The organism is Acinetobacter nematophilus, assembly GCF_026344175.1.
GTDB classification, from domain to species: Bacteria; Pseudomonadota; Gammaproteobacteria; order Pseudomonadales; family Moraxellaceae; genus Acinetobacter; species Acinetobacter nematophilus.
In genome coordinates this window covers 83,600-106,829 of the sequence record NZ_JAPKMY010000004.1, presented here as the reverse complement: position 1 = coordinate 106,829, position 23,230 = coordinate 83,600, and the positions used below count along the sequence as shown (strand labels likewise).

Sequence of the window (23,230 nt, the reverse complement as noted above, 5' to 3'; positions counted from 1 at the left end):
TTAGCTTTGACCATTTTTAAAACTTTTTTGGGGACCTGTATTGTTAGGCGAGTCCTACATAAAAGCGATATTTTCCAACAATCGTTAACTCCAGTTCAAAATTTAATACAATAGCGAACAGCGTCCTTTGTCTATGGTTATAAGATTCTTTAAAGTTTTATCCTCATTTTATGAATGATGATAATTTATTAATTATCTACTAGTTGATTGATTTATTTTCAATTAATCAATTCAATACTGTCAAGAGATTAAATTTCAACTTATAGTTTTAAATACTGGTTTTAATGAAATTTAAATAGATTGAATGACCAATTTTAAAATAATAAAAATCATTTTTGTCGATCAGTATAAATCGTAACTTTTAAACCTTGTGGTTCGTTGTGACTAAATTGAATCGAATAGCCATAGCGCTCAAGAATCAGTTTAACCAAAGATAAACCTAATCCATGTCCTTTATTTTGTGAGGATTTTCGCCAAAATCTTTGCGTTAGTAAGTTAAATTCGTCATCGGCAAGTCCGACACCATGGTCAATAATCAACAGTTTACCTTTTAATAATTGAATCTCGATAGGGTGAGGAGAGTTGGCATGAATATAGGCATTTTCGATCAAGTTTTTTAAAATGATTTCAAGTTCAGTTTCTGGAATATCAATCTTTTCATCACTTTCTTTGCTGAGTTTGAGGTGTTGGCTGATTTCAGGATAAAGTTGTTCGAGTTCATGAATGACATGTTTTAGACTGTGAGCAATATCTGTATATACCGGAGCATAGTGTTGTAATGGTGTTGCTTCCATCTGACTGAGTAACAAGAGCTGTTTTAAGAGTTGTTCATAGCGATTAATACTGTGTTCTGCTTGTTCTATATTTTTAAATGCTGGGTGGTCGGTCATTTGAGCTTGAGACAGCATCAGTTTACTCAGTTGTACATGGGTCTTGATCGCAGTCAAAGGACTACGTAACTCATGTGCAGCAAAGGCGGTAAAACTCTTTTCATTTTCAAGACTTTTATGCAGTTGCTGGATTAAATCAAATAAGTTGTCGACAAATGGTTGAATTTCTTTTGGAATATTTTTTGATTTTAATTCAATAAGGTAGCGTGCAGATTCTGATAGGTTGTGTTTCTTTTGAATCAACGTGTTGGAAATATTCTGAAGCGGCATAAATTCAACACGGACCACCCATAAAATTAAAATGATACATAATAAAAGAGTTAGAATGAGTGGAATTAAAACGGACTGTAAGATTTGTTTGAGTAATGAATAGCGTAACTGGAGTTTTTCCGCAGTCACCACCTGAATATTGCCTTTTTGAATGACATAACTCCGCCACTCCGTATTCTGATAACGCCATGTACTAAATCCTGTCTTTTGCGTTTGTAGATTTTCTGGAGCGCCTCGTGTACGTGCGATAATTTTTTGTTCAATAGCGATATTTGAACTAAAAACCGAAACTTCACAGGCAATTAAATTGGGATGATTAATATCCGGAGTTTCATGTTGAAGTGTGGAATGCATGTCTTGAAGTGGGAGTTGTTGTACTAAGCGAATCACCATATGTGCAGATGCAGAGAGTCGTTCATCTAAAGTGTTTTGTAAGCGCTTGGCTAAGTCAAAATAAAGCCAACAGAATACGAATGACCACAACAATACAAAGATGATGGTGATGCTAAGCACTAATCGCCATTTTAGACTATATCCATTCACTTGGCAGGCTCCGAATTTTTTAAAATATAGCCAACGCCTCGAACGGTTTGAATAATATTGGCATGAATTTTTTGCCGTAAATGATAGATATGAACGGAGATTGCATTACTTTCGATCGAATCTTGGAAGCCATAGATTTTGTCAATAAGTTGTTCATTCTTTAGAATTTGATTTGGATGTAACATGAATATTTCAAGTAAACTGTATTCACGTCGAGATAAGTTTAATAATTGATTTTGATAAAAAACTTCTTGTGTTTCACAATTAATTTGAAGTTCGCCCATTTGTAAAATATTGGAAGAATAACCCGCATGACGCCTAGACAATGCTAATATTCGTGCAATCAGTTCATTTAAATCAAAGGGTTTGGTCAGGTAATCATCAGCGCCTGCATTAAGTGTTTCAATACATTGTTGAGTTCGGTTACGCGCCGTTAATACCAAAACTGGAACGTGAATTTGATCTTTACGCCAAGAAGAGAGTAACTCTAAACCATCTTGATCTGGCAGTCCTAAATCAAGTAAACAGAGGTCTACCGAACTTTGACGAATGAAATAATCGGCTTCACGTGCAGTACTTGCATGCTCAACTGAGATGTTTAAATAATCAAGTGCAGCCAATATACTCTGAGCGATATACGGATCATCTTCAACTAATACGACAAACATGAGATTTCCTTAGTAGATGACTGCATTTTACAAATAAATTTTGTTGTTAATACTTTCTTAATCATGATTTTTAATTCATCAAAACTTTTAGGAAAAGGTCTGAGTACGATTTATATAAGTTTCTGATGTACAGGTTATCCTGAGCAATGGCTGAAATCAAATACCGACAAGATGTATGGTGATTGTATGGATCATCAAAGGATATGCTTAGAGAGAGGGAACATGGCGTCGGTCTGTTGATGATCAGCTAAGAAATAAAAAATTGTATTCAATGGAATAATTCGAATATGAATTTAACTGATTTCAGAATTTTCAGTCATTTATTCAACATTTCAGGTATGGCCTAATTTTGATATGAAACTTGGAAATATAAAAAAACGCGACAAGCTCAGTAAAAACGATATGTAATTCTATGTAAACACAATGTATTAATATACAATGATTATCATTTGCAAATGGTATGTGTTATCATGAAATATTCCGCGCCAAATAAAATATGGCTAGTTATTGTATCAACTCCATTACTCAGTACCTCGATTTATGCTGCTACATCCGAAGAACCTATACAAGCATTGGCACAGATTGTTGTTCATGCTGAGGCGAATGAAGATATAACGGAGCACACTAAAAAGTATAAAAAAGAAAAATCTTCACAAGCAACCAAAATGAATTTGACACTTAGAGAGACGCCGCAAACAGTAACAACTGTCACTCAACAAAGAATACAGGATCAGGGGCTAACGACGATTGCTGAAGTCATGCAGCAGGTTGCTGGTGTAAGTATTGGCTATAATGATAGTGAACGCCCAAATTATAATGTGAGAGGTTTTTCGGTCGATAATATTCAAATCGATGGCATTGCTTCCTCTTACTCAGGTGTGAGTGGTTCAGTGATTGCAATGCCTGTTTTTGATACGGCCGTTTATGATCATATTGAAGTCTTAAAAGGTGTAAATGGCTTAAATACAGGATTAGGTGAGCCTTCTGCATCAATCAATATGGTACATAAAAGACCAGAGCAAGCTTTCAAAGCAAAAGTTGGGGCAAGTTACGATACCTTTGATGGTCGTCGTTTCACAGGCGATATTACTGGTGGTTTGGTGGCTGATGATAAGCTCAATGCACGATTAATTGTCGCAACATCGCAAGGGGGGACTGGTAAAAATAATTATGATAAAGACACTAAAACCATTTCAGGAGCCTTAACCTCAAAAATTACTGAACAAACGCAACTGACAGTTGGTATTGATTATCAAGATGACAATCCAAAAGGTTTGGGAGGTGGTGTACCTATTTTCTATAGTGATGGGAGCAAAACTGATTTTTCATCCAAAGACAACTTTGGTTCAATGGATTGGGTAAGATGGCAACGTAAATTACAAAACAGTTATGTCTATTTAGATCATAAATTTAATGATGATTGGAAAGCTCGGGTTGCTTTTAGTCGGCAAGATTTGGATGCCTTTGCTAAAACTTCTTATGCTTATAATGGTAATTTAAATCAGGATGGCACAGGTTTAAGTTATTCACATTGGGCATCAGAGGGTGATCTCAATCAAAATACTTATGATATTACTGTAAATGGTCTGTTCAATTTATTTAATCGAGAACATCAAATCGTCTTTGGTTTTAATGGTTGGGAGCGTGAAGCAAATGAATATGGTTTAAGCTATCCTGTTTATTCTGCAAATAATATCATTCAAGACATAGAACAATTTTATGGTAATGCTTCACCTGATTTTAAGCCACAACGTACAGGCGTAGATAAAAGTACGGATACAAAAATGCTGGGTAGTTTCATCAATGCAAGATGGAACATTACAGACCCATTTAAATTATTTACAGGTATCCGTTTATCAGATTGGGAGACCAAGACCAAAAATTTGAACAACGGCAAATTGACAAGCATCACTTCAAAGCAGCAACAATCAAGCATTGTTATTCCATATGTCGCTGTCACATATGATATTTTTCCAAGTTCAACCGTCTATGCGAGTTATACAGAAATCTTTAAACCACAGTCTAATCTTGATATTGATGGAAATTTTTTAGATCCAGTCACAGGGAGTAATACAGAATTAGGTTTAAAGAATAGTTATTTTAATAATCGCCTAGATTTAAATGCAGCAATATACTATGCCAAAAAGGACAATGTCGCTGAACAAATTGCAGGTACAGGCGTTAACGGCATTGAAGCACGTTATAGAGCGGTCAAAGGTGCAGAAACCAAAGGTTTTGAAATAGAAGCATTAGGACAATTGAATGATGCATGGACACTGTCATTTGGTTATGCCTATAACAATACGAAAGATGCAACGGGCAATAAAATCAATACAGCCAATCCTCAACAGACGGCGAAGTTAAATACGAATTATCAATTCACAGGGGATCTTGCTGGATTAAGAGTGGGAGGAAGTTTGAATTGGTATGGTTCAAGTTATGATTTTATCAATATGGGAACACGTACTGCTCCACATTTAATCAAAGCAGAGCAAAAGAACTATGTGGTCACAAGTTTATATGGCGCTTATGATCTCAACGATAAAGCCAGTATTTCTTTAAATATTAATAATCTATTTGATGAGCAATATTATACAAGGATTATTGCAAACTATAAGACTGGATATATGGGGGATGGGCGATCAGCAGTCGTTGCATTAAATTATAAGTTTTAATGACTTGAGGGAGCTTTAAAGAGAAAAAATTCTTTCTATATAGGATTTCATTATTCCGTATTGAAGAATTGTATATTGATTGGGATAACAACTCAGCAATGCCTTTGAGACGAAATGCGTATGATTTACCAATCAAAAACCCCCTTAATTTAATTAAAACTAAGGGGCTTATGGTAGAGGTGAATTCGTTAAAACGCTGGAGAACTAAACCATTGCTGGGTCACTGACAGAATCTTCACCTGTTTCAACTCGGCCTGCAAAACGGCGATAAAACTTCGCTTCCTGACTACAGGTCACAGCAAAATCATACCATTGCCAAGCATCTTTCAATTCCCAATGCTGAGTTGAAGTTTGCCCAGCCTTGACAGTGATTTTTAATGGCGCATCGGTTCGATATACGACAGGCTTAATCACCAATTCAAGGTCTTTTGTACCAGTGTTGTTGAGATCTACATACACGTTTCCGTTGGCAATATCATAACAAACGCGAATTTCAGGATTGATCTGTAAGTCCTGATTACGACTTAAATCACCTTTAAAATGACGATGAAAGCCATTTGGTCCCATGACCCAAAGATCATATAAGCCTTGATTGTCTTTTTTTACATTCCAAATGTCATCTAAGGTTTTGCCTGCTTCAACAATATATCGACGAGGAACTCTGTTTAGATTTAATTTGTCATAAACATGAAAGACTGCACCTTGAGTGCCAGTATTTGAAAATAAGAGTTTAACTGTTCCATCACTTTGACAGCGTGCACTGGTATGCAACTCATAAGGCAATGCCTTAGAGCGTCGAATACCACTGGTTTGAATCGGAAGTTGTAAGTTGGTCGGGATTGGCACATTGGGTAATTTTTGCTGTGCCGCCCGCAATTGATCTGCTTGTTCACGGGTCTGTTTGCCATTTAATTCAGGCAATACATCTTCATTAGGCGTTTTAAAGTTAAATGCAGAAGTTAAGTCCCCACAAATGGCACGTCGATAAGGGCTAATATTGGTTTCTTTCACACCAAAACGTTTTTCTAAAAACATCAGCACCGAAGTATGATCAAAAACTTGAGAGTTGACAATGCCACCACGGCTCCATGGAGAAATCACGAATAAAGGTACACGGGGTCCCGGTCCATATACGCCATTGTCTTTTTTGGGCTGACTACGGCTTCCGATAGGTGCATCATGAACATAATACTCATACTGCATATCAGTTTGGCTCAGTGTAGATTTACCTGCATAAGTATTATCAGGAAGTAATGTGGGTGCAGATGGCGATGGAACATGGTCAAAATAACCATCATTTTCATCAAAATTGATCAGGAAAACTGTTTTACTCCAGACTTCAGGAACAGCGGTTAGTGCATCTAAAATTTCCTGAATAAACCATGAACCTTGTACTGGGCTAGAAGGACCGGGATGTTCACAATAGATTGATGGCGCATTGATCCATGAGACTTGAGGCAGTTTTCCTGTTTTGATGTCGTTTTTAAATGCATCTAAAAACTCTTCAGGTTTATTGCCAGGTAGCGTATTTGCGATACCTTTATAGAGTGGGTTTTTGGCATTGTCGGTACTTGCATCATAAGCTTTATACGGTAATTTCTGTGCTGCGGCATTGTATGGGCTATTCGGTGCACCGCCACTGGAAACAGGATAACCCGAATCAATATTGGCTTTTTTAAAGGTACGGAATGCACCTAACATGTTATCACCCCATTCATCCGGCATGTTTTGATAACAGATCCAATTGACTCCAGCCTCTTCTAAGCGTTCAGCATAAGTTTTCCAGGTATAGCCAATATCAACATTTTTCGGATCCCCATCGATCCAATCCCATTCGTTATTTACGAAAGCAGTACTGGTCGGTACGGCACCATTGGTTCCAGTGAGATGAAAGGAGCGATTGGCATCGGTACCTGTATGCATGGAACAGTGATAAGCATCGCAAATGGTGAAAGCATTTGCCAAGGCAAATTGGTATGGGATTTCTTGTTCTTTAAAATAGCCCATTGCATAATCTGTTTTATAGGTTGGCCAGTTCGACATACGCCCATTGTCCCAGGCTTTTTGGCTGTCGACCCAAGTGTGATTTGTGCCTGGCGCACGCTGCGCATTATTACTAGAGCCATCTAAATGAAAGGGGGTCAGTAGAGCACCATTGCTGCGTTGTTGCTGCCAAACAGTTCGATCGTTTGACAATGGAATCGTTAAACGATCTGCAAATCCGCGTACACCTTTGAGTGTGCCGAAATAATGATCAAATGAACGGTTTTCCTGCATCAGGATCACCACATGCTCCACATCTTGAATGGTCCCTGTTTTATTGTTTGCAGGTATAGCGAGTGCTTTTTGAATGCTGGCTGGAAAGGCAGATAAAGTTGCTGCTCCAAAACCTGTTTTAAGAGTATTCGCTAAAAACTGACGACGATCAATCATGTTATTTCTCCTGATTCAATTTGTTACTTAGGGTGCACAACGCATGACTGGTTTTTTGGAACCGTCAGGTTGAGCCGCAGAATGATCATCGCTTGAATCGTTGCAAGCACTGAGCAGCAGTAGAACCGGAAAAATATAAAAATATGCACGCCATTGTTTCAAGTTTTTTAACATCGGGTTCATCCATAATTAAAGATGCCCACACCATAAACACAGCTTGTGACAACTGAGTGTCATCTTTGTGACGACTCATTGACATGGTCAAGCAAATGAATATGTTTGAAAAAACTGAGTTTAAAATATGGTGCTGAAATGCTCGAAAATTACAATGAAGCGCGCAATGCTTAATTGAAATATGTCAGCAGATTTTCTATCGCTTTAAATCCCACTTTATTCTTTATTCTTATCAAAATCCGAGACCTAATAAGGGGGGATATCTCCATATTTTTGAAGTATAAATCTAGAGTTTTTAAAAGGATTCCCTGCTGGTGTACGCAAATGAATTTGGGGTATAAGCGCTGATCAATCCTGTTAAAATATATCAATAAAAAATTATCTTTGTTGTTGCAAGCTGGGAATATTGAAATACTGGTGCTGATTATGACAAACCCGCTCATTTTCTGAAAACGGCTCAGCATACCTCGTGATTGACCATAGAATTTCGGTATTCATTATTATTCTGGCTATGCAGGATGAAACCACAGTCACTCATTGACAAGCATGATTTCCAGTTTTTGTCTCGGCAACAGCTCAATATCGGGAGTATTCAGAACAAATACACTGTTCAGTTATTTCTGTATTTCAACACTACAGATTTAATTCTATAAATAGATTATGTCCAGTCATTCAACCAAGCATATTTATAAAAGTGACAGAATTTGAATAGTCCTTGATGGCGCATCCATTTTAAAGATAATTCATATGCATCCAGACTCAAAGCCCCCCGAGATAAGACTCTAAGCAGTCTGACAACTGTTATCCTGTTGCTCGGGCATTCATATTTTCATGCGATAGAATGCCCGCTCTGGCAGCATGGAACGATAATGTCTGTTCACATTGACATATTATTTAACCTTTCAATCAACAGCATAACACAGGGTAAAACGGATATTGGCGGATTACACATCACGCTTATTGCAAATAAATGAACTTTGAAATTTTATCTGCATAGTCCACCACATCTTGGGAGATTTCATTTTTAAACACCTCTTCTGAATAGGTACTGAGAGGGCAACTTACCGAAAGAACAGCGGTGATTTCTTGTGTGGCTTGATTATAAATCGGTGCTGCGCTTGCTGCCATATCAGTATTAAAGTGTCCCCAACTGATCATAAAACTTTGACTGCGTACATATTTTAGACGTTCCAACAATGCAGGAAGATGCTGCGGCGTTCGATCAGAATAGACTTTCCAATCATTGAAATGTTCATAACGTTTGATGACTTCAGACTCAGGTAGACGAGAGAGTAATAATTGCCCAATCACTGTAGCATGGGCATGCCAACGTGTTCCAATATGTACGTTACTGGTAAATGAACCAATTGACTGTGCATTACTGGTAAAGACGATGTCGGTTCCTTCTAAAATTGAAAGATGTACGGCAATTTTAATTTTATCACGTAGTTCACGCATGATGGGTATTGCAATATCTGTCAGTGAAGACTTTGACAGGCTGTTAAAACCCAACTCCATCACATTACTATTCAGCGCGTAGGTTTTCTGCGACATTTTTCTTAAATAGCCACAAAATTCTAAAGTGTGGATGAGTCGGAATGCACTCGAACGATTGACATCCAATTTCTCAGCAATCTCAGAAATCGTCATTTCCTGATGATGTTGATCAAACAATTTTAATATGGCTAAGCCACGTACCAAACCGGGTACTAAATAACGTTCATCGGTATTGGATTCAGCATTCTGCTCTAAAAGTACATCTGTCGTTGTTGAATTCATTGTTAAGTATGCCTGTATTCATCATAAGCTTCCCCTAAAGGGAACCCGTATATTTTAGTCATCAAATTTTTTATCTCAATGTTTATATATAAAACATATTTTTTATTAAAAAACTGAAAAAAATGTGAATTTTAACTAAATATTTGAAATTAATGAATATATAAAAATTGACAATTAATTTGATCCAAGTTTATTCTATTGATAATGTTTTAAATACTAAATTATGTTTTATATATAAAACTATTAAGGACGCAAAAATGAGTTGGATCTCAGTTTGTCAACCAGACGACATTAGTCAGGACGAGCCTAAAGCGATTGAAGTCAATGGTAAAAAAATTGGTGTTTTTTTCATCGATGATCAGTATTTTGCAATTGAAAATGTGTGCCCACATGCTTTTGCCTTATTAACAGAAGGTTTTATTGAAGAGCAGACTGTGGAATGTCCATTACATGAAGCAATTTTCAATATTCAAACGGGTGAGTTGGTCAGCGGTCCTGGATGTCGCGACCTATGTACTTATCCGGTACGTGTTGAAGGGCTGGATGTCCAAATTCAACTATAAGTTTCATTAAGAAGGATGGAATCTCATGAAAACATTTAATGAGAAGCTCGCAAACTGGATTCATGCCACGCCAGCAAAAGAAGCAGGAATCAACAACATTCAAATCCCGGGGCAGCCTGAATTACTGGTGTGGCAAACCCGATATAAAGCACCGACACGCTATGAACAGGATTTTGTTGAATATTTAATTCATGCTTTCTCTACAGGGATTACCGAGCTTGATGCGTTGGTTGAATCTTTAAATCTACAGGGATTTCGTTGTGAATCTGGTGAACTTTGGACATTGGAAAATTTTTCACATGAGATGCAACGTTTAGGATATTAATTCAAGGAAGAACGACAATGAACGCAGCAATATCAGCAACACCGAGCGTAGAAGAATACTTGGATTTAGGCTTGCGGGATCTATGGCATCCAGTTTTAGCCAGTTGGGAAGTTGCAGCAAATCCTGTTGGAATTACGCGCTTAGGTGAAAACATAGTGGTATGGCGTGATGATCAAGGTCAGGTACATGCTTTAGAAGATCGTTGTCCACATCGTGGCGCCCGTCTTTCTTTAGGATGGAATCTGGGCAATCGCGTGGCTTGTTGGTATCACGGTGTCGAAGTTCGTCACGATGGTGTGGTTGAGGATGTTCCCGCAGTGCATGAATGTCCGATGAAAGGGACAAGCTGTGTGAAAAGCTATCCTGTAATCGAACAACACGGTGCGATTTTCCTGTGGTTTGGTATTGACAGTAATGAAGCACCGAAGTCGCTGGATTTCCCTGAACAGTTGGCAAGTGAGGCGTGGAGTTCATTCCTGTGTCAGGCAGATTGGAAAGTCAACCATCAATATGCCATTGATAACGTTATGGATCCTATGCATGGGACGTATTTGCATTGTACTTCACACTCGATGGCAGAAGGCGAACGTACTGCTGAAATGAAACACCGGACTACAGAACATGGATTTGTCTTTGAAAAAGAAGGACAGACAGGTGTTAATTTTGATTGGGTTGAGTATGCCAATACAGGTGCAAGTTGGTTACGCCTTTCGATTCCCTATCGTAAAGATTTTGGTCCGGGCGGTGAGTTTTGGATTGTCGGTTATGCCACACCAATTGATGCAAACAATACCCGTGTATTTTTCTGGCGTTGTCGTAAAGTGAGTGGATGGCAGCGCAATGTTTGGCGTTTCTTGTACCGTAACTATTTAGAGAAATTGCATTGGGATGTTCTCGAACAGGATCGAATCATTTTAGAAAATCTTGCACCGCAAGCACGTCAGCAGGAATTCCTTTATCAACATGATGTTGGGCTATCTCGTCTGCGCCGATTAATGAAAAAAGAAGCAGAAAAGCAATTAAAGAAAATGGTCAGTTTAAAGCATGCAAATCGTATTGAGCTGCAGGAAGAAGCACATGGTTAACATGGCATTGTTGCAAGGAAAAAAAGTCCTTGTTACTGGTGCGGCAAGAGGATTGGGGCGAGATTTTGCCCAAGCCATCGCGGAAGCAGGCGCACAAGTGATCATGGCTGATATTTTGACGGACCTTGTCAATAAAGAAGCAAATGCATTGCAAACTAAAGGTCTTGCTGTTGATGCGGTTACGATTGACTTAGCAGATCACATCTCGATTCAACAGGCTGTCGAGCAAACTGTTGCCAAATTATCTGGACTAGATGGTTTGGTCAATTGTGCTGCACTTGCAACCAATGTCGGTGGTAAGACCATGATGGATTATGCACCTGATCTTTGGGATCAGGTCATGAACATCAATGTAAAAGGGACGTGGCTGGTTACAAAGGCCTGTGTACCTCATCTCAAACAGTCGACCTGTGGCAAAGTGATCAATGTTGCTTCAGACACGGCTTTGTGGGGTGCCCCCAATTTGATGGCTTATGTGGCAAGTAAAGGTGCCTTAATTGCCATGACACGTTCCATGGCAAGGGAACTCGGGCAGTTCAATATCTGTATTAATACTTTGTCTCCAGGGCTGACTTTGGTTGAAGCTACGGAATATGTGCCGCAAGAACGTCATGATCTCTATATCAACGGTCGAGCGATTCAACGTCAACAGTTACCACAGGATTTAAATGGAACTGCCTTATATTTACTGTCTGATTTGTCTTCATTTGTGACTGGACAAAATATTCCAGTGAATGGTGGTTTTGTCTTTAACTAAGGAGATATCTAATGATTACAGGGATTGAGATTTTAAAATTTGGTGTTGAGGACAGAGTCGTTTCGAATAAATTTTTGGCGGATTTTGGTTTGGCGCATACAGCATCAGACATCGAAGGTGCTGATCTTTACCAGACACAGAATGGTAGCAGGATTTATTTGTTTGACTGTGATGATTCACGTTTGCCGCATGCAATTGAAACAGGTTCGACCCTGCGTGAAGTGACTTGGGGTGTAGATAAGGTAGAGAATTTAAATGATTTAGCGCTGCGGTTGAAAGATGTAGAGGGCTATCAAAAGACAGCTGATACAGTGCAATGTATTGATCCCAATGGAATGACCATTCGTTTTCAGCTCAGTTTTACCCATCATTTACCAGCGCTCAAAACTGAGGGAATCAACCAATATGGCAGCATCAATCGTGTAAATGCAGCAAGCCCTGTTTATGAAAAAGGACAGCCTGTTGCGATTGGTCATGTGGTGTTTTTCACTCCAGATTTAGCACGTACTGAACAATTCTACATTGAAAAGTTAGGTTTCTTCTTATCCGATGCCTACCGCAATCGTGGCGCATTTTTACGTTGTCGCGGACAAGGCTATCACCATGATTTGTTCTTGCTCTCAGTGCCAAATAAACCTGCTGGGCTTAACCATGTTGCCTTTGTGGTCCGTGACATTCATGAGGTGATCGGTGGTGGTTTGCATATGAACCGTTCTGAGTGGTCAACCTTTATTGGACCGGGGCGCCACCCAATTTCCTCGGCTTATTTCTGGTATGTCAACTCACCTTTGGGTGGAGCATTTGAGTATTACACCAATGATGATTATTTGACGGAAGAATGGCAACCGAGAATTGAAGAACATCGTTTAGAACTGTTCACAGAATGGGCTGTTGATGGTGGTTTGGACGATCAGACTCGTCGCCAAGTTAAAGCCGTGTAAAACAAGTCTGAGTTGAGAGCACAAACTATGCAAAGAGTGGTGATTGTGGGAGCAGGACAAGCCGCGGGTTGGGCTGTCAGTACACTCCGCCAAAATGGATATTCAGGTGAGATTCATGTGGTTTCAAATGAAGATCGAGTGTTTTACGAACGTCCGCCCCTGTCAAAACAGGTGTTATCAAAACAAGCCAGTTATGAAAGCCTGCATCTATTTTCTCATGAACAGATTCAGGATTTTGACATTCAATGGCATAAACCTGCGATGGCGACACAAGTGGATCGCCTTCAGAAAAACGTGGTTTTAAATAGTGGTGAAGTTCTACCCTATGACAAATTATTGATTGCGACAGGAAGTCGAGCTCGTGTTCCTGTGCATTCATGGCAATTTATTCCCAATGTGGTGACTTTACGCAATGTGCAGGATTGTGAGCGCTTGATAGACATTTTAGAGCACACACAAAAACTCGCAGTGATCGGAGGTGGCTGGATTGGGCTAGAGATCGCAGCGACCGCTCGTCAACAAGGAAAAGAGGTGCATATTTTTGAATATGGTGATCGCCTATGCGCACGTAGTGTAAGTCCAGAAGTGTCGCAATTTCTGAAAACCATACATCAGCAACAGGGCACTGAAATTCATTTGGAGAGTAAAAGTCTCCATTTGGTTGAAGCCGGGCAAAACAAAGTCGAAGTGTTGAATCATCCACATGGTACTGGGTTGTTTGACTGTGTAGTAGTGGGTGCAGGCGCGGAGATCGCAAAGGAACTTGGTGTCCAAGCAGGTTTGGAGGTCAAGGATGGCATTGTCGTGAACGGTTTCGGTCAAACTTCAGATCAGCATATTTATGCTGCTGGAGATGTTGCGATTCACCCAAGCTTGGGGTATTGCATTCAGTCTTGGGCGAATGCGCAAAATCAGGCGATTGCAGCAGCAAAATCAATGCTGGGAATTGCCACGGAATATGTCGATATTCCCTGGTTATGGTCGGATCAGTATCACTTCAATATTCAAATCCTAGGGATCTATCAACCTGAAAGAACCGGGCAGATCGTGATCCGCAAAAGTGCGGATGACCAATGCAGTTATTTGTATTTGGATGACCAACAGCATTTGCTGAACATGATTGCCGTGAATGATTCAAAACTGATCAAGCTGGCAAAGCGTTGGATGCAGTCCAATACAGTGTTAGACCCAAAATTATTAGCAGACCCTGAATTTAATCTCATGAAATTAAAACCATAAAAAATTAAATAAGGTCTCGAACTCAATCGAAGGAATGAAGTATGAGTAATGAAGAAAAGAAAGGATTAAAGCATTGGGTTCCTGCTTTTGTCCTGATGGTATGTGTCGTTTTGGCATTCTTCGACAAAATCAGTATCGCCGTATTATTCGCTGACCCACACTTTCAAGGTGCGATGGGGATTGCACAAGATAAAGCAAAGCTTGGATGGCTAATGACCAGTTTTTTATTGGCCTATGGTTTCTCGTCGATGTTCTTAAGTTTTTTGGGAGATATATTCAATCCGAAGAAAATGTTGTTCTGGAGCGTTGCATCATGGGGATTGCTCATGTTTTGCATGGGGTTTACTACCAACTATACCGGTATGTTGGTCTTGCGAATTTTACTGGGTTTGGCAGAAGGCCCTTTATTTGCCCTGGCTTATGCCATTGTGAAGCAAACTTATACCGACCACCAGCAGGCGCGTGCTTCAACGATGTTTTTATTGGGCACACCAATAGGTGCATTTTTAGGTTTTCCAATTACAGCAGCCGTATTGGCAAAGCATGACTGGCATACCACTTTTTTTGTGATGGCGGGTCTGACCGTGATTGCATTAATCGCAATTGCATTCGGTTTACGCAATTTACAACTGAAGAAAACTATCGAACTGGAATCCACCAGTAAACGCATCAACTTTAAGGGACATATTCAAAATACCAAGTCGTTGTTGCAGAACAGTTCATTTTGGTTGGTGTGCATTTTCAATATTGCCCTGATGACTTATTTGTGGGGCTTAAATAGCTGGGTGCCATCATATCTCATTCAAGACAAAGGCTTCAATCTCAAAGAGTTTGGCATTTATTCAAGTTTTCCATTTATTGCCATGTTAATCGGCGAAGTCGTGGGTGCATTTCTATCTGATCAGCTGGGTCGCCGTGCCATTCAGGTGTTTAGCGGCTTACTGGTGGCAGGCATATTTATGTATGTCATGGTCATTATGACGGATCCGATTTTGGTGATCGCAGCAATGTCTTTAAGCGCAATGGCTTGGGGTTTTGGTGTCGCAGCGGTATTCGCTTTACTTGCCTGTGTAACCACAGCCGATGTCGGTGCAACTGCGGGTGGAATTTTTAATGGCATGGGAAATTTTGCCAGTGCAATTGCACCTGTTCTGATCGGTTACATCGTCATGCAAACACACAGTTTTAATTTAGGAATTACCTTCTTGGCAGCAGTTGCCGTGATTGGATCGTTCTTCTTGCTTCCTTTATTGAAACGTTATTAATCAAACAGATCTAGGAGTTAAAAACATGACTACTCAACAATTCGAATCATGGAAACAACCAGAAGGCACAAGTTTAAAAGATTGGTTAAATACGCGTATCGCACGATTTGAGACACGTAAATATGATTTTGATGCTTTGAAGTTTCAAGCGGATTATGACCCAAAATATCGCCGCGCACAGATGCGCTATATGGGAACAGGAGCCACGGGTGTGGTAAATGATGGCAATACAGTTCCCGCTGAAAATTTTACTTTTTCAACGATGGTACTTCCAGCACAGTGTGAAGGACCTTTGCATATCCATCATGATGTTGAAGAAGTGTTTTTTATGCTGCGAGGAGAAATTGATCTATTCATTGAGCATAACGGTGAGAAATTCCAGACCAAATTGAAAGAGCGCGATTTAATTTCAATTCCACCGGGGATTTATCGCGGACTGTTCAATCCCGGTCAGGAAGATGCCTTGATGTGCGTCATGTTAGGTGCAGGTAAACCTACGATTCCGAATTATCCACCTGAGCATCCTTTGTCTCAAATCAAACGTTGATTCGATTGAACTCGTAAATGTTAAAGGGAAGACTTGATGACACTGATTGATAATTTAGCCAAATACCCAGTAAAAACCATTACTGTGGATGGTCATATACAAGCCTATCGTGAGGCAGGACAAGGTCAAGCCTTGATTTTGCTGCATGGAATTAGTTCAGGTTCAGGGTCTTGGATCAATCAATTGGATGTACTCCATCAGCATTTTCATGTCATCGCCTGGGATGCACCGGGTTATGGCCTATCCGATGACTTAGATACAGATCAACCCAATGCAACGGATTATGCACAACGCATATTGGGTTTGATGGAGGCTTTAAATATTTCCAAGGTTATTTTGATTGGTCATTCCCTTGGCGCTTTACAGGCCAGTGCCTTTACTCATCTTTATCCTGAACGGGTTGTAGCCTTGATTCTGGCGAATCCAGCACAGGGCTATCAACGCGCAGATGAAGAAACCAAGACACAGGTTTACCATAAACGCCCAAGTATGCTGAAAAGCTTAGGTAATGTGGGAATGGCCGCATGTCGTGGACCACATTTGATTTATAAACAGGAGCAACAGGCTTTGGCTTTGGTCAATGAGGTCATGAGCCATCTGACTTTAAATGGCTTTACCCGTGCATCGTATTTGTTGGCTTACGACGAAATTCGAAATTATTTAACAGAAATCACAGTTCCATGTGTCGTGATTGCAGGTGATAAGGATCAAATCACACCTGTAAAAGCAATTAAAGAACTTGCGGTAGAAATGCATTTGAGCCGATGTCATCTCATTGCAGATGCAGGTCATCTGAGTTATGTCGATCAACCTCAACAGTTTAACGACATTGTTTTATCGATCAATTAAAACATCAACGAGAGATATGGATATGAGCTTCCAAGTTGAAGGAAAAGTAGCAGTTGTCACAGGCGGCTCGTCAGGCATTGGTTTGTCAGTGGTGGAAATTTTGGTGTCAGAAGGTGCCAAGGTCGCATGGTGTGGTCGAGATGAACAGCGCTTAATCGCATCAAAAACCTATATTTTGGAAAAATATCCAGACGCCCATATTTTCACCTGTCGTTGCAATGTATTGGATAAAGAAGATGTAAAACGCTTTGCGCAGCAAGTCAACCGGCAGCTCGGAAATGTCGATATGTTGATCAATAACGCAGGTCAAGGGCGTGTGTCAAATTTTGAAGACACCCAAGATGAAGATTGGATGAAAGAAATTGAATTGAAGTATTTCAGTGTATTGCATCCAGTTCGTGCATTTTTAAACGATTTAAAAAAATCTCCATGTGGTTCGATCACCAATGTTAACTCATTGTTAGCACTGCAACCTGAGCCACATATGATTGCAACCTCAGCTGCACGTGCTGCCTTGCTGAATCTGACTCATTCTTTAGCCCATGAATTCAGTCAATACGGAATTCGGGTCAATTCGATTTTGTTGGGAATGGTGGAATCTGCGCAATGGAAGCGTCGTTTTGAAGCCCGCTCGGACACAAGTGCATCCTGGGAACAGTGGACAGGCAGTATTGCAAAAAAACGCGGCATTCCGATGCAGCGACTGGGCAAGCCAGAGGAGCCAGCCCGTGCCTTGGTATTTTTGGCATCACCGCTGGCCTCGTATACCACTGGTTCAACCCTGGATGTATCTGGTGGATTTAATAAACATTTATAAGGTGTTTACATGAAGCAGTTGATGATGATTGGTTTTGGCGCGATGGCAGCAGAAGTCTATGCCCACATGCCACAAGATTTGCAGCTTAAATGGATTGTGGTGCCCGCACGCAGTATAGAAAAAGTCAAGGCACAGGTTGCTGAGGACGTGCAGGTCATCAGTTTAATTGAACAGTGTCAGGGTACACCTGATTATGTGATTGAAGTGGCGGGTCAGGCTGCGGTGAAAGAACATGCACAAAAAGTCTTGGAAAAAGGCTGGACGATTGGTCTGATATCAGTAGGGACTTTGGCCGACAATGAATTTTTAGTTCAACTCAAAACCACAGCTGAACAACATGATGCGCATCTACATCTACTCGCAGGTGCAATTGCGGGCATTGATGGCATTGCCGCAGCCAAAGAAGGTGGGCTGGAAAAGGTCACCTATAAGGGGTGCAAAAGTCCAAACAGCTGGCGTGGGAGCTATGCAGAACAATTGATTGATTTAGACCAAGTGCTTAAAGCAACAGTTTTTTTCCGCGGCACAGCCAGAGAAGCAGCCTTGAAGTTTCCGGCAAATGCCAATGTCGCAGCAACAATTGCACTGGCAGGTCTTGGTATGGACGAAACCATGGTGGAGTTGACCGTTGATCCAAGTATTAACAAAAACAAGCACACCATTGTGGCAGAGGGTGTTTTCGGTGAAATGACCATTGAATTGATTGGCGTACCTTTGGCGGGTAACCCAAAAACTTCAACGCTAGCGGCACTGAGCGTGATTCGTGCGTGTCGTAACAGCGTCGAAGCAATTCAGATTTAAAAGGATTTGAGCATGATCAAGGAAATTTATATCGCAGGTGAATGGCGATTAGGTAAAGGCGGTACGATTCAAAGTTTATTCCCGGCAGATCAATCTGTGAATGCTGAAATTTCTACAGCGAGTTTAGATGATGTCAATGAAGCCGTTGAAAAAGCGGATTTTGCATGGCGTAAGTCTGAGTGGCGTAACAGCCTGCCACATGAACGTGCCCGTATCTTATACAAAGTGGCAGACATTATTGAAGCGCGTGTGGATGAGCTTTCTCAATTACAAACGCGTGATAATGGAAAGCCCTTGGCTGAAACACGGGCTTTGACCATGAGTGCGGCTGCAACAGCACGTTATGTGGCAGCAGCATGTGAAACATTGAATGATGAACTCACTTCGCAACGTGCATCAGATTTCATGACCATGAGTGTACATGAACCTGTAGGTGTAGTGGCTGCAATTACCCCATGGAACTCACCAATTGCCAGTGAAGTACAAAAATTGGCGCCTGCGCTTGCCGGGGGGAATGCAGTTATTTTAAAACCTGCGGAAGTCACTTCTTTAATAGCATTGGAACTGGCTAAAATCTTTGAAGAAGCTGGCTTACCTAAAGGTTTATTAAGTGTACTGGTTGGGCGTGGTTCAGTGATTGGCGATGCAATAGTAAAGCATCCTCTAGTCCGTAAGATCTCATTTACGGGGGGGACCACCACAGGTCGCCATCTCGCACATCTTGCTGCTGAGAAATTAATTACAACCTCATTGGAGTTAGGGGGCAAATCACCAACGATCGTATTGCCAGATGCTGATATTGAACTGGCAGCAAAAGGCGTGGCTTACGGTATTTTCAGTTCGGCTGGACAAGCATGTATTGCGGGTTCACGTCTATTTGTACACAGCAGTATCTATGACCAATTCTTAAATCGTCTAGTTGAGATTACTAAAGGTTTGCGTGTTGGACATCCTGAAACCGCAGGTGTACACCTTGGCTCTTTGATCAATCCAAAGCATCTGGCTTCAGTCGATGCTTATGTCCAGCTGGCAAGGCAAGAGGGGGGACAGGTTGTCATTGGTGGACAAGCACTAACTGAAGGTGAATTCGCAAAAGGCAGTTATTACTTACCTACGATCATCACAGGCTTGAAAAATTCAGCACAAACATGTCAGGAAGAAATTTTTGGCCCTGTTTTAGTGGTGATGCAATATGACGACGAAGACGATTTAATTGCAGAAGCCAATGACAGTTGTTTTGGTCTTGCAGCAGGCATCTGGACAGAGAACTATCGTAAAGCGTGGCATCTTGCTCGCACATTAGAAGTGGGAACAGTGTGGATCAATACCTATAAAAAATTCTCTATTTCTGCACCATTTGGTGGCTTTAAGGACAGTGGTATCGGACGTGAAAAAGGACGACTAGGTATTTTGTCTTATATGCAACAAAAAAGCATCTATATGGGATTAAGCGATCAGCCAAATCCTTGGGCGAATTCATAAATTCATGGAATGAATAATTTTTGAGGAAGAAAAAATGACGGAACGTGTAAATGTAGGTGAAGCAATTGCCCGTGTTCTAGAAGCACATCAAGTGGACAGTATTTACGGTGTTATTTCGATTCATAACTTACCGATTGCGGATGCAGTCGGTCGCCGTGAAAAAATCCGTTTTGTTGCTGCACGTGGCGAAGCAGGTGCGGTCACGATGGCGGATGGGCATTCTCGTTTTAAAGGGTTGGGTGTGGCTTTAACCAGTACGGGTGCAGGGGCAGGTAATGCGGTGGGTTCATTGATTGAAGCGATGAATGCAGGCAGTCCTGTTTTACATTTAACAGGACAGGTCGAACGTGAATATTTGGATCGTGATGCCAGTTTTATTCATGAAACCAAAGATCAGCTGACTTTTTTACGGGCATCAAGCAAAGCTGCATTCAGGATTACCAGCCCTGACAATGCTGTAGGTGTGATTCGTGAAGCGATTCGTGTGGCAACCACTGTACCGATGGGACCTGTGAGTGTTGAATTACCGATCGATGTTCAAGCAGCGGAAATTGATTTGCCCCTGAACCTGGGACCAGTGAAAGCGCTTGAACTTCCTCAAGCTGAACAGGTCGAAATCGATTTGATTGTCGATGCATTAAAAAAAGCCAAACGCCCTGTATTTTGGATTGGCGGAGGGACGCTCAATAGTGTTGCGGAAGTGAAAGCCATTGCTGATCTTGGGATTCCAGTGGTTTCATCCACACATGCACGTGGTGTATTGGCAGATGATCATCCACGTAGTTTAGGCGCATTCCATAACTCTGCGGGAGTGGAACAACTGCTCAAAGATGCTGATCTATTGGTTGTTGTTGGCTCTCGTTTGCGCAGTAATGAAACCAAAACCTATTCAGTACAGTTCCCTGACAATATTATCCAGATTGATGCCAATCCCGTAGCACAGCAACGTAATTATAAAGTACGAAATTTCATCTGTGGCGATGCTAAAGATGTATTGCAGCGTGTACTGACTGGCTTACAAGGCATATCAAAAATCGATACAGATTACGATCAAGCCGTTGTTCAGGCGAAGCAGGCAGCGATTGACGCTTTAAGGACTCAGCTGGATCAATATGCGCTAATTTGTGATCACTTGCGTGCTGCATTACCACAAGATGGTATTTTAGTCCGTGACATCACCATGTCTGGCAGTACTTGGGGCAGCCGCTTATTTCCAGTTCAGGCGCCCAATCTCAACATTCATTCTTTGGCAGGAGCGATTGGTCTTGGTCTAGCAACTGCGATAGGTGCTTCAATTGCCAATCCTGATAAAAAAGTAATTGCTTTGGTTGGTGATGGCGGGCTGATGCTGGGAATCGGCGAAATCGCAACCATGGCACAGGAAAATACCAATATGGTGTTGATGATCATGAATGATGGTGGTTATGGCGTAATGCGAGGAATCCAAAATAACTACTTTGGTGGTCGTCAGTATTTTAATGAATTGCATACTCCAGACTATAAGGTACTGGGTGATGCAATGGGTGTGAAAAGCTGGAAAGTGGGGAGCGCTGAAGAATTTAACACAGTGATTCAAGAAGCAGTTAAGTTTCAAGGTCCAAGTGTCATTGAACTGGATATGCACTTGATCGGTCCGCTTAACTTCGCGGGTCCACCACAGAAAAAGCTGTACTAATCCATATATGGATAAATAGCGCAGATCTTAAAACATTTACAGGCAAAAAATTTTTTGCCTGTAAAATGATAAAAACTATGTTTTACAGGTAAAACAAAAACAAGACCAACAGGATCGTTGGGACAAAGATAAAGGAATTAGGTATGAAAAAGACATCGATGATCGTGATGCTTGCTGCATTTTATTTGGGTATGACTTCCAACACTTTTGCAAAAAATTCAGCACTCGAATGGAAAAGCGAAGATGGAACAGACACTTTAAGCTTAGGTGGTGTGATTCGGACAAACTATCGTTATGAAGATTGGGAGGGTCCAAACAATGACAATGGAAAACTTTATTTCGATATTTTCAGGGTGGATCTCAAGGGTAAATTTGATAATGCCTATATCAATGCAAGTTATTTATTTCAAGATCAAGAGAAACGTGCGATTGAAAAGGCTTATGTGGGCTATAACCTAGATGAAAATAACAGCCTGGAGGCTGGTTTTGTCTACAAACCCTTTACGATTTATCCTTATCCACAAAACGGTTGGACCTATCATATTCCGTTCTTTCTAGGATATGGCAACAATATTGCCCCTGGTTTGAATTGGAATTTCCACAATAAGGATTGGGACATCAAACTGGGGTATTATCCGCAAATGTTAGCGACTAACCTGCGTTATTCTCCTGAAAGTGCCACCTATGATGATTTGGCTGAAAATGCTTTTCCCACCCAAAAAGCCTATCAAAATGAAAAGCGCCATCAATTCAATACACGCATTGTACGTAAGCTTGAAACTGAGTTTGGTAAGCAAGAGTTGGGTCTATCAGGTGCAATCGCACAATTGCACAATCAAACCACGGACAAAAATGGTCAATACTATGCTTTAGGTGTACACACCGATAATAATTACAAACGCTTTAATTTACAAAGCTCAGTGATTCATTATCAATATGATGCAAAGAACCCTGAGGGAGTGAACAATGACATGACCCTGATGGGCAATAACGGTTTTACGCCTGCTTATTTCATTGCATCCGAAGCGACAGTTGCCAGTTTAAATCTGGCCTATACTTTGCCTGTGCAGGATATGGGAAAACTCAAGGCAATTCGCTTTTATAATGATTATAGTTATATGGACAAGAAACGTGATGACTGGTCTGATTCACAAATGAATACCACAGGGATGTTATTCATCGCATCACCATTTATGGTTTGGGCGGATTATACATGGGGCAAAAATGCCAATATTATTGGCGGTGCATCAAATGCCACTGGTTTTACCTCGACAGTCTCACCCTATAGTGATCAATGGCTATACCGGATCAATTTAAACATTGGCTATAGTTTTTAATCTTGAACAAAAAAGGTGTTTAATCATATGCTTTGATCTCATTTTGAGGCATTGCATGTCAGTTGAATACAATCAGCACATCATTATACAGAAAAGATAGCTTGATCAAGCTGTT

At 40.7% G+C, this 23,230-nt stretch carries 20 protein-coding genes; 15 read left to right on the top strand and 5 right to left on the bottom strand.

Annotation, left to right across the window (positions count from 1 at the left end; translation table 11 throughout):
- Positions 1-329: 329 nt before the first annotated feature.
- Both OSH00_RS09630 and OSH00_RS09625 read right to left on the bottom strand, forming a co-directional pair.
- A complete protein-coding gene (locus OSH00_RS09630) occupies positions 330-1,703 on the bottom strand; it encodes a sensor histidine kinase (protein ID WP_266130237.1) in 1,374 nt (457 codons plus the stop codon).
- Complete coding sequence (locus OSH00_RS09625) at positions 1,700-2,371, bottom strand: response regulator (RefSeq protein WP_266130236.1); 672 nt, start codon at positions 2,369-2,371, stop codon at positions 1,700-1,702. The genes OSH00_RS09630 and OSH00_RS09625 overlap by 4 nt, the downstream gene beginning before the upstream one ends.
- Positions 2,372-2,841: 470 nt before the next feature.
- On the opposite strand from OSH00_RS09625, the gene OSH00_RS09620 reads away from it, so the two are divergent.
- A complete protein-coding gene (locus OSH00_RS09620) occupies positions 2,842-5,046 on the top strand; it encodes a TonB-dependent siderophore receptor (RefSeq protein ID WP_266130235.1) in 2,205 nt (734 codons plus the stop codon).
- 204 nt (positions 5,047-5,250) lie between these two features.
- On the opposite strand, the gene OSH00_RS09615 is transcribed toward OSH00_RS09620, so the two are convergent.
- From OSH00_RS09615 to OSH00_RS09605, 3 genes are all read right to left on the bottom strand, one after another.
- Positions 5,251-7,479, bottom strand: coding sequence for a phosphocholine-specific phospholipase C (locus tag OSH00_RS09615; protein ID WP_266130234.1), 2,229 nt, complete (start codon positions 7,477-7,479; stop codon positions 5,251-5,253).
- Positions 7,480-7,506: 27 nt separating this feature from the next.
- A complete protein-coding gene (locus OSH00_RS09610; RefSeq protein ID WP_266130233.1) occupies positions 7,507-7,653 on the bottom strand; it encodes a hypothetical protein in 147 nt (48 codons plus the stop codon).
- Between the two features lie 957 nt (positions 7,654-8,610).
- Complete coding sequence (locus OSH00_RS09605; RefSeq protein WP_266130232.1) at positions 8,611-9,432, bottom strand: IclR family transcriptional regulator; 822 nt, start codon at positions 9,430-9,432, stop codon at positions 8,611-8,613.
- A 257-nt stretch (positions 9,433-9,689) separates the two neighbouring features.
- On the opposite strand from OSH00_RS09605, the gene OSH00_RS09600 reads away from it, so the two are divergent.
- The 14 genes from OSH00_RS09600 to OSH00_RS09535 all read left to right on the top strand — a co-directional run bounded on the left by OSH00_RS09600 (position 9,690) and on the right by OSH00_RS09535 (position 23,115).
- Positions 9,690-9,995, top strand: a complete 306-nt coding sequence (locus OSH00_RS09600) for a non-heme iron oxygenase ferredoxin subunit (RefSeq protein ID WP_196074376.1) — start codon at positions 9,690-9,692, stop codon at positions 9,993-9,995.
- A gap of 25 nt (positions 9,996-10,020) precedes the next feature.
- Complete coding sequence (locus OSH00_RS09595; protein WP_196074355.1) at positions 10,021-10,320, top strand: recombinase-like helix-turn-helix domain-containing protein; 300 nt, start codon at positions 10,021-10,023, stop codon at positions 10,318-10,320.
- 17 nt (positions 10,321-10,337) lie between these two features.
- Positions 10,338-11,405 (top strand): aromatic ring-hydroxylating oxygenase subunit alpha, encoded by a 1,068-nt coding sequence (locus tag OSH00_RS09590; RefSeq protein ID WP_266130231.1) that lies wholly within the window; start codon positions 10,338-10,340, stop codon positions 11,403-11,405.
- A complete protein-coding gene (locus OSH00_RS09585; protein WP_266130230.1) occupies positions 11,398-12,162 on the top strand; it encodes an SDR family oxidoreductase in 765 nt (254 codons plus the stop codon). The genes OSH00_RS09590 and OSH00_RS09585 overlap by 8 nt, the downstream gene beginning before the upstream one ends.
- 11 nt (positions 12,163-12,173) lie before the next feature.
- Complete coding sequence (locus OSH00_RS09580) at positions 12,174-13,103, top strand: VOC family protein (RefSeq protein WP_266130229.1); 930 nt, start codon at positions 12,174-12,176, stop codon at positions 13,101-13,103.
- Positions 13,104-13,130: 27 nt separating this feature from the next.
- A complete protein-coding gene (locus tag OSH00_RS09575) occupies positions 13,131-14,342 on the top strand; it encodes an NAD(P)/FAD-dependent oxidoreductase (RefSeq protein WP_266130228.1) in 1,212 nt (403 codons plus the stop codon).
- 41 nt (positions 14,343-14,383) lie between these two features.
- Positions 14,384-15,607, top strand: a complete 1,224-nt coding sequence (locus OSH00_RS09570; protein ID WP_266130227.1) for an MFS transporter — start codon at positions 14,384-14,386, stop codon at positions 15,605-15,607.
- Between the two features lie 25 nt (positions 15,608-15,632).
- Entirely contained in the window at positions 15,633-16,154 is a 522-nt protein-coding gene (locus tag OSH00_RS09565; protein ID WP_266130226.1) for a cupin domain-containing protein, read from the top strand.
- A gap of 33 nt (positions 16,155-16,187) precedes the next feature.
- The gene (locus OSH00_RS09560; RefSeq protein WP_266130225.1) at positions 16,188-17,003 is read left to right on the top strand and encodes an alpha/beta fold hydrolase; all 816 of its coding nucleotides are present in this window, start codon (positions 16,188-16,190) and stop codon (positions 17,001-17,003) included.
- Between the two features lie 22 nt (positions 17,004-17,025).
- The gene (locus tag OSH00_RS09555) at positions 17,026-17,820 is read left to right on the top strand and encodes an SDR family oxidoreductase (protein WP_266130224.1); all 795 of its coding nucleotides are present in this window, start codon (positions 17,026-17,028) and stop codon (positions 17,818-17,820) included.
- 9 nt (positions 17,821-17,829) lie between these two features.
- The gene (locus OSH00_RS09550) at positions 17,830-18,621 is read left to right on the top strand and encodes an aspartate dehydrogenase (protein ID WP_266130223.1); all 792 of its coding nucleotides are present in this window, start codon (positions 17,830-17,832) and stop codon (positions 18,619-18,621) included.
- Positions 18,622-18,633: 12 nt separating this feature from the next.
- Positions 18,634-20,103: an aldehyde dehydrogenase gene (locus tag OSH00_RS09545; RefSeq protein ID WP_266130222.1), complete on the top strand. Its 1,470-nt coding sequence runs from the start codon at positions 18,634-18,636 to the stop codon at positions 20,101-20,103.
- 34 nt (positions 20,104-20,137) lie between these two features.
- Positions 20,138-21,778, top strand: a complete 1,641-nt coding sequence (locus OSH00_RS09540; protein WP_266130221.1) for a thiamine pyrophosphate-binding protein — start codon at positions 20,138-20,140, stop codon at positions 21,776-21,778.
- Between the two features lie 143 nt (positions 21,779-21,921).
- The gene (locus OSH00_RS09535; RefSeq protein WP_266130220.1) at positions 21,922-23,115 is read left to right on the top strand and encodes a hypothetical protein; all 1,194 of its coding nucleotides are present in this window, start codon (positions 21,922-21,924) and stop codon (positions 23,113-23,115) included.
- Positions 23,116-23,230: the final 115 nt, after the last annotated feature.

Bases quoted from the DNA above. Each gene is read 5' to 3' on its own strand.
- OSH00_RS09570 (WP_266130227.1), top strand. From the start codon at position 14,384: ATGAGTAATGAAGAAAAGAAAGGATTAAAGCATTGGGTTCCTGCTTTT.
- OSH00_RS09545 (WP_266130222.1), top strand. From the start codon at position 18,634: ATGATCAAGGAAATTTATATCGCAGGTGAATGGCGATTAGGTAAAGGC.
- OSH00_RS09540 (WP_266130221.1), top strand. From the start codon at position 20,138: ATGACGGAACGTGTAAATGTAGGTGAAGCAATTGCCCGTGTTCTAGAA.
- OSH00_RS09555 (WP_266130224.1), top strand. From the start codon at position 17,026: ATGAGCTTCCAAGTTGAAGGAAAAGTAGCAGTTGTCACAGGCGGCTCG.
- OSH00_RS09565 (WP_266130226.1), top strand. From the start codon at position 15,633: ATGACTACTCAACAATTCGAATCATGGAAACAACCAGAAGGCACAAGT.
- OSH00_RS09600 (WP_196074376.1), top strand. From the start codon at position 9,690: ATGAGTTGGATCTCAGTTTGTCAACCAGACGACATTAGTCAGGACGAG.
- OSH00_RS09575 (WP_266130228.1), top strand. From the start codon at position 13,131: ATGCAAAGAGTGGTGATTGTGGGAGCAGGACAAGCCGCGGGTTGGGCT.
- OSH00_RS09610 (WP_266130233.1), bottom strand. From the start codon at position 7,653: ATGTTAAAAAACTTGAAACAATGGCGTGCATATTTTTATATTTTTCCG.
- OSH00_RS09585 (WP_266130230.1), top strand. From the start codon at position 11,398: ATGGTTAACATGGCATTGTTGCAAGGAAAAAAAGTCCTTGTTACTGGT.
- OSH00_RS09535 (WP_266130220.1), top strand. From the start codon at position 21,922: ATGAAAAAGACATCGATGATCGTGATGCTTGCTGCATTTTATTTGGGT.
- OSH00_RS09615 (WP_266130234.1), bottom strand. From the start codon at position 7,479: ATGATTGATCGTCGTCAGTTTTTAGCGAATACTCTTAAAACAGGTTTT.
- OSH00_RS09605 (WP_266130232.1), bottom strand. From the start codon at position 9,432: ATGAATTCAACAACGACAGATGTACTTTTAGAGCAGAATGCTGAATCC.
- OSH00_RS09620 (WP_266130235.1), top strand. From the start codon at position 2,842: ATGAAATATTCCGCGCCAAATAAAATATGGCTAGTTATTGTATCAACT.
- OSH00_RS09550 (WP_266130223.1), top strand. From the start codon at position 17,830: ATGAAGCAGTTGATGATGATTGGTTTTGGCGCGATGGCAGCAGAAGTC.
- OSH00_RS09590 (WP_266130231.1), top strand. From the start codon at position 10,338: ATGAACGCAGCAATATCAGCAACACCGAGCGTAGAAGAATACTTGGAT.
- OSH00_RS09595 (WP_196074355.1), top strand. From the start codon at position 10,021: ATGAAAACATTTAATGAGAAGCTCGCAAACTGGATTCATGCCACGCCA.
- OSH00_RS09625 (WP_266130236.1), bottom strand. From the start codon at position 2,371: ATGTTTGTCGTATTAGTTGAAGATGATCCGTATATCGCTCAGAGTATA.
- OSH00_RS09580 (WP_266130229.1), top strand. From the start codon at position 12,174: ATGATTACAGGGATTGAGATTTTAAAATTTGGTGTTGAGGACAGAGTC.